Annotated in this window: 8 protein-coding genes; 7 read left to right on the top strand and 1 reads right to left on the bottom strand. The window is 73.6% G+C overall.

Going from position 1 to position 13,397, the window contains the following annotated elements; translation table 11 throughout:
• The first annotated feature begins 72 nt into the window (after nucleotides 1-72).
• The 4 genes from HCK04_RS08805 to HCK04_RS08790 all read left to right on the top strand — a co-directional run bounded on the left by HCK04_RS08805 (nucleotide 73) and on the right by HCK04_RS08790 (nucleotide 5,076).
• The gene (locus HCK04_RS08805; RefSeq protein ID WP_142646674.1) at nucleotides 73-870 is read left to right on the top strand and encodes a TetR family transcriptional regulator; all 798 of its coding nucleotides are present in this window, start codon (nucleotides 73-75) and stop codon (nucleotides 868-870) included.
• A gap of 48 nt (nucleotides 871-918) precedes the next feature.
• Nucleotides 919-1,848, top strand: coding sequence for an SAM-dependent methyltransferase (locus HCK04_RS08800; RefSeq protein ID WP_142646673.1), 930 nt, complete (start codon nucleotides 919-921; stop codon nucleotides 1,846-1,848).
• A 326-nt stretch (nucleotides 1,849-2,174) separates the two neighbouring features.
• Entirely contained in the window at nucleotides 2,175-3,722 is a 1,548-nt protein-coding gene (gene guaA, locus HCK04_RS08795) for a glutamine-hydrolyzing GMP synthase (RefSeq protein ID WP_142646672.1), read from the top strand.
• Nucleotides 3,723-3,855: 133 nt separating this feature from the next.
• Nucleotides 3,856-5,076, top strand: a complete 1,221-nt coding sequence (locus tag HCK04_RS08790) for an acyltransferase (RefSeq protein WP_260617169.1) — start codon at nucleotides 3,856-3,858, stop codon at nucleotides 5,074-5,076.
• Here the strand turns inward: HCK04_RS08790 and HCK04_RS08785 are convergent.
• Nucleotides 5,015-5,755, bottom strand: a complete 741-nt coding sequence (locus HCK04_RS08785; protein ID WP_168065751.1) for a polysaccharide deacetylase family protein — start codon at nucleotides 5,753-5,755, stop codon at nucleotides 5,015-5,017. The genes HCK04_RS08790 and HCK04_RS08785 overlap by 62 nt on opposite strands.
• Before the next feature lie 218 nt (nucleotides 5,756-5,973).
• On the opposite strand from HCK04_RS08785, the gene HCK04_RS08780 reads away from it, so the two are divergent.
• From HCK04_RS08780 to HCK04_RS44110, 3 genes are read left to right on the top strand one after another with little or no spacing between them, the layout of a single operon-like run.
• On the top strand, nucleotides 5,974-8,157 hold the full coding sequence (locus tag HCK04_RS08780; protein ID WP_168065749.1) for a glycosyl transferase family 2: 2,184 nt from the start codon (nucleotides 5,974-5,976) through the stop codon (nucleotides 8,155-8,157).
• Nucleotides 8,154-9,755, top strand: a complete 1,602-nt coding sequence (locus tag HCK04_RS08775; RefSeq protein WP_168065747.1) for a glycosyltransferase — start codon at nucleotides 8,154-8,156, stop codon at nucleotides 9,753-9,755. The genes HCK04_RS08780 and HCK04_RS08775 overlap by 4 nt, the downstream gene beginning before the upstream one ends.
• A 40-nt stretch (nucleotides 9,756-9,795) precedes the next feature.
• The gene (locus HCK04_RS44110) at nucleotides 9,796-13,272 is read left to right on the top strand and encodes a glycosyltransferase (RefSeq protein WP_142646670.1); all 3,477 of its coding nucleotides are present in this window, start codon (nucleotides 9,796-9,798) and stop codon (nucleotides 13,270-13,272) included.
• Nucleotides 13,273-13,397: the final 125 nt, after the last annotated feature.

Raw genomic sequence — 13,397 nt, 5'->3', positions numbered from 1 at the left:
GCATGGAACAGCAACTCGGTTAAAAATGCAACCGGGTTAAGTTTTGCCGGGAGGGCTGCTAGCCTGTGCGGCATGGTCGAGGGGCTGCGGACGCGGAAGAAGGAACGGACCCGCCGGGCCATCTCCGAGGTCGCGATCGCGATGTTCCTGGAGCACGGCTTCGACCAGGTGGGGGTGGCCGAGATCGCGGCCGCGGCGGAGGTCTCCAAGCCCACGCTGTTCCGCTATTTCCCCACCAAGGAGGATCTGGTCCTGGACCGGATCGCCGACCACAGGGGAGAGGCGGCGGCGGTGGTGCGCGCCCGCCCGGCCGGGCGGACCCCGCTCGACGCGCTGCACGACGCCTTCATGGCCGGGCTCGACGCCCGCGAGCCGACCACCGGCCTGTGCGACCATCCGGCGGTGATGGCCTACCACCGCCTCGTCTTCGACACCCCCAGCCTGGCGTCCCGCGTGGCCGATTACGCCGCGGCGGACACGGAGGCACTGGCCGAGGCGATGAGCGAGGCACTCGGCGAGACGACGAGCGGGGCGGCGCGCGAGACGGCGGGCGAGGTGTTCGGCGGGGCGGCGGGTGAGGTGTTCGGCGGGGCGGCGGGTGAGGTGCTGGATGGGGCTTTGAGCCAGGCGGCGGGCGAGACGGCGCACGAGGTGGCGCCCCGCGATTCCGGCTCGCCGCGTCCCGTGCCGCTCCTGACCTCGCGCCTGGTGGCCGCGCAGTACGTCGCCGTCCGGCAGATCCTCGCCAGGGACAACTACGCGGCGCTGGCGTCCGGCCGTACGGCCGACGAGCGGTACGGCGAGGCCGTCACCGCGGCGAGCACCGCCTTCGAACTGCTGCGGCACGGCGCGCGGGCCCACGGCCTGTGACCCGTCTCACCCATCGCCAAGATCGCTGAGGCGGTCTACGCTCGACGCGTGCAGACCGAGGGGCCGAGCAGGACCGCGCTCCACACGGCGGCGGCGCGCGCCGCCCACCTGATCGTCGACGGGGAGCCGGTGGTCTTCCGCGACCCGTTCGCGTACCCCCTGCTCGGGGAGTGCGCCGAGCACTACGTGCGCCTGCACCGTGAGGCGGCGGACCACCCCGTCGTCGCCGCGCTCCGCGCGGCCGTCGTCACCCGGAGCCGCTACACCGAGGACCGCCTGGCCGCCGCCGTACGGCGGGGCGTTCGCCAGTACGTGATCCTCGGCGCGGGGCTGGACACCTACGCCTGCAGATCGGCCGCGAGCGGCCAGAGCGGTTCAGTGGAGGTCTTCGAGGTCGATCACCCGGACACCCAGCGCTGGAAGCGGGAGGCGCTGGCGCGTGCGGGCATTCCGGAGCCGCCCCTCCTGACGTACGTCCCCGCGGACATGGAAGCCGGGGAGTCCCTGGCCGACCGGCTCGTCGCGCACGGGTTCGACCTCGCTCGCCCGGCGTTCGCGAGCTGGCTCGGCGTGACCGTCTATCTCACCCGCGAGGCCGTCGCGCGCACGCTGGCCGGGCTCGGCCGTCTCGCCCCCGGCAGCGAGATCGTCATGGACCACCTGCTGCCCGAGGACCTGCGTGGTCCGCGCGCCCGGGCGTACGCCGAGACCCTGATGCCGCTGGTGGCGCAGGGCGGGGAGCCCTGGCTGACGTTCCTGAGTCCCCGGGAGGCGGCCGATCTGCTGGAGGAGCACGGCTTCGAGGTGGTCGAGCAGGTGGTCGAGCAGGTGGTCGAGCAGGTGGCGGGGCAGGTGGCGGGGCAGGTGGCGGGGCAGGTGGCGGGGCGCGACGCCGCCGATGCCGCTTTTCGGGAGCGGGCGGATGCCCTGGCCGGCAGCGGGATCTCGGTGATCACCCACGCCCGCCGAAAAGCCTGACAGGATCGCATCGCACGGTTCACCCAGCCCGCCGCGTTCAGCCGCCGAGGGGCCTGACGGGATTGGTTAGCGGTGCACGGCTCACGAGGCCGCCGCACGCAGCCTCCGAAAGGCCCGGCGGGGTCGCGCCGGTTCGCGAGGCCGCCGCACGCAGCGGCCGAAGGCCCGGCGGGGTCGCGCCGGAGGGCCCGGCGGGGCGGGCCCTGGGCGGCTGCGTCGCAGGCCAGGGGCCGGGCGCCAGGGAGGGCGGCAGGTCCGGGCGGGCAGCGTCACCGCGCCGATAGACTGGCGTCACCGCCTCGCTGCCTTCATGGGGGTCCTTTCCAGTGTCTGAGTTCGACACGGTTCTCGTCGTGGACTTCGGCGCGCAATACGCGCAGCTGATCGCACGACGGGTGCGTGAGTGTCACGTCTACTCCGAGATCGTTCCGTCGTCGATGCCGGTGTCGGAGATGCTGGCCAGGAAGCCCAAGGCGATCATCCTGTCCGGCGGCCCCTCCTCGGTGTACGCCGAGGGCGCCCCGCCGGTCCCCGAGGGCCTGTTCGAGACCGGGGTGCCGACCTTCGGCATCTGCTACGGCTTCCAGGCCATGGCCCGGGCGCTCGGGGGCGAGGTCGCCAGGACCGACTCCGCCGAGTTCGGTGGCACCGAGCTCAAGGTCCTCCAGGAGGGCCTGCTGTTCGCCGGCCTGCCCGCCGCGCAGACCGTCTGGATGTCGCACGGCGACTCCGTGGTCGGCGCCCCCGCCGGGTTCGCCGTCACCGCCGCCACCGACGCGACCCCGGTCGCCGCGATGGAGGACCCCTCGCGCGGCCTGTACGGCGTGCAGTTCCACCCCGAGGTGCTCCACTCCGAGCACGGGCAGCAGGTGCTCAAGCACTTCCTTGAGGCGGCCGGCTGCCGTCCCTCGTGGACCATGCTCAACATCGTCGAGGACGCCGTCGAGGCCGTGCGCGCCCAGGTGGGCGACGGCCGGGCGATCTGCGCCCTGTCGGGCGGCGTCGACTCCGCCGTCGCCGCCGCGATCGTGCAGCGGGCCATCGGCGATCGGCTGACCTGCGTCTTCGTCGACCACGGGCTGCTGCGCAAGGGCGAGGCCGAGCAGGTCGAGCGCGACTTCGTCGAGGTGACCGGCGTCAAGCTGCGCGTCGTGGACGCCTCCGAGCGCTTCCTCAAGGCGCTGTCGGGCGTCACCGACCCAGAGGAGAAGCGGAAGATCATCGGCAGGGAGTTCATCCGCGTCTTCGAGGACGAGCAGCGCGCGATCCTCGCCGACGGCCCGGTGGACTTCCTCGTGCAGGGCACGCTCTACCCGGACGTGGTCGAGTCGGGCGGCGGCACCGGCACCGCGAACATCAAGTCGCACCACAACGTGGGCGGGCTGCCCGAGGACCTCAAGTTCGAACTGGTCGAGCCGCTGCGCACGCTGTTCAAGGACGAGGTGCGGCGGGCCGGCGAGGAGCTGGGCCTGCCCCCGGCGATGGTCTGGCGCCAGCCGTTCCCCGGGCCCGGCCTCGGCATCCGGATCATCGGCGAGGTCACCCGCGAGCGTCTCGACCTGCTGCGCGAGGCCGACGCCATCGCCCGCGAGGAGCTGACCCGCGCCGGTCTCGACCGCGACATCTGGCAGTGCCCGGTCGTGCTGCTCGCCGACGTCCGCTCGGTGGGCGTGCAGGGCGACGGCCGCACCTACGGTCACCCGGTCGTCCTGCGGCCGGTGACCTCCGAGGACGCGATGACCGCCGACTGGGCGCGGGTGCCGTACGACGTGCTGTCGCGCATCTCCACCCGGATCACCAACGAGGTCCGCGAGGTCAACCGGGTCGTGCTCGACGTGACGAGCAAGCCGCCGGGCACCATCGAGTGGGAGTGACCCGGAAGTCACCGACCCCGACTCACCGACCCCGACTCACCGACCGCGGACCACTGAGCAGGGATCGTTGAGCCGGGATCGTTAAGCCGGGATCAACCGGATTGATCCCGGCCAGGCTGGATAGGGTAACGCGGTGATTGCCGCTCAGCCCGTCACCGCTCGCCCCGGCGCGAAGGCCTCCAGGCTCGCCTGGCTCGACGCCCTGCGGGGGATCGGCGCGATGGCCGTGGTCGCCGAACACGCGCTGCCCTGGTTCATGCCGTCGTTGCGCCCCTACTGGTTCAACCTCGGCATGTACGGCGTGCTGGTCTTCTTCCTGGTCAGCGGATACATCATCCCCGCGTCCCTGGAGAAGCGGGGTGATGTCGGGGCGTTCTGGGTCAGCCGGGTGTTCCGGCTGTATCCGCTCTATCTGCTGGTGATCGCCCTCGTGCTCGTCATGGCGTACTGGGTCCCGGTGCGTCAGGTGGTGCCCCGGCATCCGTCGGCCGTGGCCGCGCACGTGAGCATGCTGCTCGACGTCGTCCACACCGGCGCCCTCGCCGACCCGATGTGGACGCTGTCGTACGAGATGGTGTTCTACCTGCTGGTGACCGCGCTGTTCGTGGGCGGGGTGCATCGGCGCAGCGGGACGCTGGCGATCGTCTTCGGCGCCGTGGCGGTCGCCGCCGGGCTGGTGCTGTCGGCGCCGCTGCTGCCGGGGCCCTGGCCCGCCATCGCCACCTGCGTGCTGTTCCTCGCGGGGCTGGCCTGCCTGATCACCGGCCGGTTCCGCACGGTCGCGGCGTACGCGCTGGGCCTGATGGCGCTCGTGCTGCTCGTCTTCGGCAGCTTCGTGCCGTGGTTCGGCGCGGCCATCCTCGCGGTGATGTTCACGGGGACGGCCCTGTATCGCTGGGAGAAGGGCACGGCCGGGCTCGGCCCGGTCGTGGTCGCGGCGACCCTGGTGGCCGCCGCGCCCGTGTGGGCGATCCAGGCGGGCTGGTGGTGGGTGCAGCCCGATGTGTGGATCACCACGATGGTCCTCGCCGGAGGGACGTTCGCGCTGGGCATGATGCTGCGCGGGCGGCGCGTTCCCGGTGCGCTGACCTGGCTCGGCCTGATCAGCTACTCGGTCTATCTGGTGCACCACCCGCTGCTCAAGTATCTGAACGCGCTCGCGGGCGACCTGCGGTCGCTCACGCCGATCGCCCAGGCGGCCGTCGCGCTCGGCTATCTCGTCGCGCTGCTCACGCTGAGCTGGCTCACCTATCGCTTCGTGGAGGCGCCGGCCCAGGCGCTGGGCCGCCGGATCAGTGGACGTCTGTCGTCTCCACGCCCGACGACTGCTCGGGATATACCTGTCCCGGGGTGAGCTTCTGGCCTTCGAGCAGGGTGGACACCGTGACGAAGCTGTAGCCCTCCGCGGTCAGCAGTTCGAGCACTTCGGGCATCGACTGCACGGTCTGCTTGACCGTCTCGTGCATCAGCACGACCTCGCCCTCTCCGGCCACGTCCAGGGCCCGGTTCGTGAGGAAGTCCACGTGCCGGTAGTCCTTGATGTAGTCCTTCGTGGCGGTCGTGCCGGGCACCTGGATGAGCCCGAGCTTGGCGGTGACCTGCTCCACGCCGCCGTTGCGCAGCCCGCCGGGCGCGCGGAAGAGCTTCGGCGCCTTGCCCGTCGTCTTCTTGATCAGCCGCTGGGTGTCGCCGATCTTCTTGTTGATGTCGGCGTACTTGAGCGTGGTCAGATAGGTGCCGTCCCACGAGTGGTTGCCGATCTCGTGGCCCGACTTGGCGATCAACTGGGTGAGCTTGGGATGCTTTTTCACCTCCGAGCCGATAAGGAAGAAGGTCGCCTTCGCCTTGTATTCGGAGAGGGTCTTCAGCAGGGTCGTCAGGTAGGGCCCCGGACCGTCGTCAAAGGTCAGGGCGATGCATTTGTGGGTCGCGCAGAACGGCTCATCGGTCGTACGAGCCTGCGTAGGAGTGGCGGTGGCGGCCACGGCGAGAGCGCACGCTACGGCCAGAGGGATCAGACGACGTACAGCCATGGGGTACTCCTCGGGGGATCTATAACGCGGCATCGTAACGCGCTCCGGGTTGCTTCCTCCTCTTCAGTCCGATTTCGTACGGGCCGGAAACCTTCGTCCACCTGGGACGGGAGCGATTAAACCTTCGGCCAAGGAAGGGACTAAGCCTGCCCCCTCACAGGCGGGTTTCGCGATGCTGGGCCGGTCGGAAGAGGAACCGGGCAGTGTGAGGAGGGCGGGTGACACGAACCGCCACCACCCGGTCGGCGTGGGGGACGTGGATCGGGTTCGAGTCCTGTCCCACGCTGCTCGGCCGCCTCGTGGAGGGCTTCGCCGGTCCCTGGATCCCGCTTGAGGACGTCCCCGTCCCTGTCCCCGTCGCGTCCGTCGCGTCCGCCGTTCCGGCGAGCGACGCGGACACGGCACGGGACGGCACACTGGACGCGGCGCCGGACGCGGCGCCGGACGGGGCACTGGACGCGGCGCCGGACACGACACGGGATGCCGCGCGAGATGCCGCACGGAATGTGACCCGCGACGCGGCGCCGGGCGGAACCGGCGCGATCGGATGCGTCCTGCTCGCCGCGCGCTCCCCGGCCGACCTGCGCAGGGCGGTGCCGCTGCGCGGCCTGCTGCCCACCGCGACCCGGGTGCGGATCGCCGTCGCCGACGTGCCGTCCTGGGCGGCGCAGCCACTGCCGGTCGCCGCGCCGGGCGCCTGCTGGCGGCACCTGACCGAGATGCGGGTGACCCGCCGGGGCCGTGGCTGGCACCTCGACGCCGCCTTCAGCGAGCCGGTGCCGGCCGGTGACGTCGTGGCCCACGTCGCGAACGGCCTGTTCGGCGGATGCGCGGCGACCACTCCCGTGGCGGGGCTGGAGGGCGGCGTCACGGCCGACTGGCGGCCCGGCGATCCCAACGTCACGCTGTCGCCGCCCGGCGGGCCGGTGCCGGACCGTCGCGACGCCCCCGGCTGCGACCTGCCGCTGCGTCAGGCGAACGGCTCCGTCGTCGCCGGCCCTGCGGTCACGGGCGCTGCGGCTACCAGCCCTGGGGTCACGGGCGCTGCGGTTATGAGCTCTGGGGTCACGAGCTCTGCGGCTACCAGCCCCGGGGTCACGAGCTCTGCGCCTGCCGCGACTGGGCTTACCGGATCCGTGCTCGCCGGGTCCGTGCTCGCCGGGTCCGTGCCCGCCGGGTCCGGGAGCACCGGTTCGGTGGCCGACGGCCTGCTGCCGCCGCTGGACGAGGCCGTGATCAACCCCATCGGATTCCGCCGCAATCCCGCGCAGGGCATCGCGGTGCTCGCCGTACGCCGGGAGGGGTTCGTCGTCGCCCTCGGCACCGACAAGCTCGTACGCCTCCCGGCCAGTGGGCGGGTCACGGACGTGGACATCGCCCGCCTGCGGGACGTACGCGGCGTCGAGGTGCCCGGCCCACAGGCGGCGGATGGGCGGACCGGCGAGATCGCCCGCATCGTGGCCGCCCTCTCGGCCGCCGGGATCCCGGTGCTCGCCGCGCCCGATCCCGCCCGCGACCGGGCGCTGGGCACCGCCCTCGCCACCGCGCTCGTGGCCGTGACCGGCGAGGCGCTCGCGTCCGACCTGCGCCGCGAGGAGCTGAGCATCCGGCTGCGCCGGGCCGCGCTGCGCGAGCACGGGGCCGCCGCCCGATGGAGGGGGCTGGCTCTGGCCGCCGGTCTGCCGGTGCCGCCGGACCCGAAGGTCTCGATCCTGCTGTGCACGCGACGTCCGGAGATGGTGCCGTTCGCGGTCGAGCAGATGGAGCGCCAGCGCGGCGTGAGCGCCGAGCTGATCGTGGGGCTGCACGGCTTCACGGCACGGGAGGCGGCGATCCCCCGCACGCGGCTGCCGCTCACCGTGATCGAGGCCCCCGCCACGACGCCGTTCGGGGAGGTGCTGAACCGGATGGCGGCGGTCGCCTCCGGGTCCTGCCTCGCCAAGGTGGACGACGACGACTGGTATGGCCCCGATCACCTCGCCGATCTCCTGCTCGCCCGCCGCTACAGCGGCGCCGACCTCGTCGGCTCGGCCGCGGAGTTCGTCTACCTGGAGCCGCTCGACGTGACGATCAGGCGGTGCATCGGCACCGAGCGGTTCGTGCCGCTGGTGGCCGGGGGCACGATGCTGGTCACCCGGGCGGCGTTCGAGGCGGCCGGCGGCTTCCGGCCCCTGGCGAGGACGGTGGACGGCCAGTTGCTCCAGGCGGTCGAGGCCGTCGGCGGCCGGATCTACCGCACCCACGGCCTCGGTTATGTGCTGCGCCGCCGCAGCGCGTACGGCCACACCTGGCGCCAGCCCGTGCAGTCGTTCCTCGCCTCCTTCCAGGAGCAGTGGCGTGGGCTGGTCTTCAACGAACTGATGGAGGACGGTGCCCGATGGCGGGCGGAGGTGACGAGGTGACGGGGGCTGCGCGCATCCCGCTCAACGACTACGGGGTGCTCGGAGAGCCACCCGCGCTGGGGAGCTGGACTCCCACGCTCACGGTGAGCGTGGTGATCCCCGCCTACCGCGCGGAGCGCACGCTGCCGCTGACGCTGGCCGGTCTGGCCCGGCAGACCTACCCGGCCCACCTCATGGAGGTCGTGGTGGTGGACGACGGCGAGCGGCCCATGGAGCCGACGTCCGAGTCGTCGGCCGGGCCGCTGCCGGAGCGGCTGCGGGTGGTCCGCCCGCGCGGCGGGGCGTGGGGCAGGGCGAGCGCCTGCGCGGCGGGGGCCGAGGCGGCCGAGGGCGAGGTGATCCTCTACCTGGACGCCGACCTCGTGCTGTTCCCCGAGCACGTCGAGGCCCAGATGCGCTGGCACCACCTGGCCGGCTATCTGGTCGTGCTCGGGCACCTGCGGTTCGTGCCCGGCCTCGACGAGGTCCCGGCGAGCGAGGTGCTCGCGGCCATCGAGGCGGGTGCGGTGCCCAAGCTCTTCTCCGAGGAGGACGCCACGCCGCAGTGGACCGAGCGGCGCTGGGACCAGACCGACGACCTGCGGGCGGCCGGGTTCGGCGCGTTCTCCGTCATGGTGGGGGCCACCGCGTCGCTGCCCGCCCGCCTGCTGCGCGCCGCCGGAGGGCTCGACGCCTCGCTCGTCCTCGGCGAGGACACCGAGCTCGGCTATCGGCTGGCCCAGGCGGGGGCCGTGTTCGTGCCCGACCGCGCCAGCCGGTGCTGGCACCTCGGCCGGTCCACCGTGATGCGCCGCGAGCCCGAGGTGAAGCGGCACAACTGGCCTCACCTCGCCGAGCGCGTCCCCACCTTCCGCTGGCTGCGCAGGCATCCCCACCGCACCTACCTCGTGCCGTACGTCGACGTCGTGGTCGAGGTGGGGGACGCGTCGTTCGAGGAGGTCAGGGCGACCGTCGACGCCGTGCTCGCCGGGCGGCTGCCCGACGTGCGGGTGACGGTCGTCGGGCCGTGGGGACGGCTCGGCGGAGGGCGGCGCGACCCGCTCGGCGACCCCTCGCTCGACCTGCGCCTGGTGCTCGCCTGCTATCAGGGCGAGCCGCGCGTGCGGTTCCGCGAGGCCGTGCCGGACGACTGCTTCCCCGTGCCGTTCCGCTTCCACTGCCCGCCCGGCTGGGTGCCGTCGCGCGGCACCATCGGGTCGGTGGTCAAGCACGCCGACCGGCAGCGGCTCGGGATCGTCTCGCTCGCGCTGGACGAGCGCGAGGACGGCCGTGTCGTGCACGCCCGGCTGGAGCGCACCGCCGCGATGAGCCGGGCCCGCCACTGCGCCGGGCCGGGGGACGACCTCGGCGACCTGGTCCACGAGATGTACGGCACGGTGTGGGACGCGGGCGACAAGTGGGGGTTCCTGCCCGCCGGGCTCGCCGCGACCACCGCCTCGCGGGTTCCCGGCACCGCCCCGGTGGACGTCACCGGCGACGCCGGCGCCGTGAGGGCGCCCCGGCGTTCCCGCCCCGGGGGCCGGTCCGGCGCCCGGCCGCTCCGCCGCACCGCCCGGCTGCTCCGCAGGCGCCTGCGCGCGCTCGTGAGCACCGCCTGAGCCGCTGTGTCTCCCGCTTCTCCGACCCTAAGGAGCGCCCGTGCCCCGCCTCAGCGTGATCATCCCGATCTACGACGTGGAACCGTACCTCGCCGGTTGCCTGGCCTCGGTCGCGGCGCAGACCTGGCAGGACATCGAGGTCGTCATGGTCGACGACGGCTCGCCCGACGGCAGCGCCGAGATCGCCGCCGGCTTCGCGGCGCGCGACGACAGGTTCCGGCTGATCCGCCAGGCCAACGCGGGGCTCGGGGCGGCGCGCAACACGGGCGTGCGGCACGCGACCGGGGAGCACCTGATGTTCCTCGACAGCGACGATCTGCTGCCGGCGCACGCCCTCGAATGCCTCCTGGCGTCCCTGGAGCGGACGGGATCGGACCTCGCCACGGGCAACGTGCTGCGCCTCGACGGGCGCGGCCCCCGCCAGTCGGCCCTGCACCGCGCCGTCTTCGCCGACGCCGCCGCGGCCACCCACATCACCCGGACGCACGCGCTGCTGCGCGACCGCCTGGTCACCAACAAGTTGTGGCGCCGCTCGTTCTGGGACGCCCACGGGTTCGCCTTCCCCGAAGGCGTGCTGTACGAGGACATCGCGGTGGCCCTGCGCGCCCACTTCCTGGCACGGGCCGTCGACGTGCTGCCCACGCCCGTCTACCTGTGGCGGCGGCGCGAGGACGGCGGCCGTTCCATCACCCAGGACAAGACGCGGGTGCCGCACCTGGAGGACCGGTTCGCGGCCGTCACCGAGGTCCGCCGCTTCCTGAGCGAGCACAACTTCACCGCGCACATCCACGCCTGGGACCACGCCGTGCTCGACGGCGACCTCACGAACTTCCTCGACGTGCTCGACCAGGCCACCCCGGCGTTCAGGGAGCGCTTCCTCGACCTCGCCTGCCTCTATCTGGAGGACGTGGCACCCCCCGTGCTCGACGGGCTGCCCGCGCTGCGGCGCGTGCAGTGGCACCTGGTGCGCCTGCGCCGCATGGACGACCTGCTGGACGTCCTGGCCTGGGACCGGGAGGTGCCGCCCGACCACAGGCTCGTCCGAAGGATGGGCGGCCACCACCTGAACGTGCCCCTCACCCGCTCCGCCGACCGGGAGATGCCCGCCGCCGTGACCAGGGCCAGGGACGAGCTCGTCCCGCGGCACCGCATCGACGCGGTCCGCTGGGAGGACGGCGCGCTCGTGGTGGAGGGACGCGCGGCCCCGTCCCACCTGCGCCCCACCCGGCGGGTCCACCAGCAGGTCTTCGCCACCCTCGTCCACGAGCGCACCGGGCGGCGCGTCCGGGTGCCCGCCTCGGTCACCAGGGCCCGGGTGTCCACGAAGTCGAAGGCACGCGACTGGGGTGGCTTCCGGCTCGTCATCGACCCCGCGGCGCTGGCCAGGCCGGGCCGGCTCGGACGGTGGCACGTCGAGCTGCGCGTGCTCCACCGGGGCGTCCTGCGACGTGGACGGCTGACCGATCCGGGCGCCGCCGCCTCGACCGTCGAGCAGGCGGGTTATCGCACCGTGGGGTCCGATCACTACGTCGCCCCGCTGCTCGGGGAGACCGGCGTCCTCGTGCTGCGGGCCGAGCGGGAGACCGCCCGGGTCGTCACGCGGGACGTGCGCGACGGCCGCCTGCGCCTGGTGGGCCACGTCGTCAACGACCTCGGCCCGAGCCCGGTGCTCCAGGTCACCCGGCGTCCCGGCGGCGTTCCCCGCACCTATCCCGTGCACGTCGACCGGCGTACGTTCGAGACCGCCGTCGACCTGCGGGACCTGCTGCCCGCGTGCCCGGCCCCGCGGATCGCCGTACCGGACGAGGTCGCCGCGCCCGAGGCGTGGTGGGAGATCGAGGTGCGGGCCGCCGACGGCACCGTGACGCCCGTGACCCTCGCCGAGGACGTGCCCACCGGCCGGTACGGCCTGGCCGGCCGGGAGATCGTCGTGACCCGCGACCGCACCGGCGGCCTGGTCTTGCGGGACCAGCCCGCCGCGGCCTACGCCGACCTCGCCGAATGGCTGCCCGCGCGTTGCGGGGGCGGCGGCGAGCTGCTCATCGAGGGCGGCCTCACCGTGCCCCACGAGATGTCGGCGCTGGTGGTGACCGCCCTCGACCACGGTGCACATTCCACTCCCCGGCGCGGGGAGTGGCTGCTGCCGATCGAGGGAGCGGGCACCCGCTTCCGGGCGCGGCTGACGCCCGAGCAGGTCGCCTCGCCCGCCGGGCGGCTGCCGCTGCCGCGCGGCCGGTATGCCCTGGCGATCCGGGCGCGCACCGCCGGGGGAGAGTGGACGGACCTGCCGCTGGAGTTCGACACCGACCTGCCGGCGGCGCACCAGACGGCCCGCCGTACGTTCGGGGTCGTCACGTCGGGCCCGGGGCGGGCCGTGCTGACCGTGAGCGGCGACCTGACCGCCGACGAGCGTGGCCGGAAGGCCCAGCGGGCGCTGCGCACGAGGACCTATCCCCAGATGCGGGAAAGGCCGCTGCGGGACGCCGTCCTGTTCGACGGCGGCGCGGGCACCCGCTTCGGCGGCAGCCCGAGGGCGGTCTGCGAGGAGCTGCGCCGCCGGGGCGCCGACCTGCCGCTGCTGTGGAACGTGCGGGACGGCCAGGTCGCCCTGCCCGGTGACGTCGAATCGGTGCGCACGCTCGGACGGGAGCACTACGAGGCCCTCGCCCGGTGCCGCTACGTCGTCACCGACGCGCCGCTGCCGCCGTGGTTCGAGCGCAGGCCCGGCCAGGTGGTCGTACAGACCTGGCAGCAGCCCGCGTGCACGCCGAAGGAGCCCTCCGGCCGTTCCGGGGCGGGTCAGTGGACCCATCTCGTCTCCGCGGGGCCGTGGTGGACGCCGCTGCTGCGGCGGACGTTCGACTATGAGGGTGAGGTGCTGGAGACCGGCGTGCCCGGCGACGACCTGCTGACCGGCCCCGGCGCGTGGGAGCGCGCCGCCGACGTGCGCCGCCGCCTCGGCCTGCCGGCGCACGTCCGTGTCCTGCTGTACGTCGCGGGGGAGCACGACACGCTCGACGCCGGGCGTCTTGCGGCCCGGCTCCCGGAGGGCCACGTCCTGCTGGTCCGCCAGTCCCCTTCCGGAAGCACCCGCCCGGCGGCCGTCGGCTTCGCGTCGGCATCCACGGGCCTCGCGAGGCACGGCGGCGCGGTGCCGGGGTGCGGCGGACCGGGAACGGACGGCGCCCGCCTGTGGGACGTCGGCGGCCACCCGGACCCGCACGAGCTGTATCTCGCCGCCGACGTCCTGATCGCCGGGGACGCGGCGGCGGTGGTCGACTTCGCCGTGACCCGACGCCCGGTGCTCCTGCACGCCGGCCGACCGCGGGACCTGTGGTTCCTCCCCGAGGCGCCGGGGCCGGTGCTGCGGCACGAGGGGGCGGTGCTCGACGCGCTCGCGCACCTGGACGAGGTCACGGACAAACACCGGGACGCGTACACCGCGTTCCTGGCCCGCTATCGCCCGATGGCCGACGGGCAGGCCGCCCGCCGGGTCGTGGACGCGCTGTTCGGCTGAACGCCCCACCGCCTTCGAACCGGAATGCGTCGGCCGTCCCGGCTCGTCCTCGCCCACGCGCCGTAAAGCGATCAGGGCTCGCTCGGGTCAAGAGCTGACCAAGCGAGCGTAAGGCCATGGGGATG

The sequence above is a fragment of the Microbispora sp. CL1-1 genome (assembly GCF_012034195.1).
Taxonomy (GTDB): domain Bacteria; phylum Actinomycetota; class Actinomycetes; order Streptosporangiales; family Streptosporangiaceae; genus Microbispora.
The sequence above is the reverse complement of the archived record's forward strand: the minus strand, read 5'-3'. Positions and strand labels throughout refer to the sequence as shown.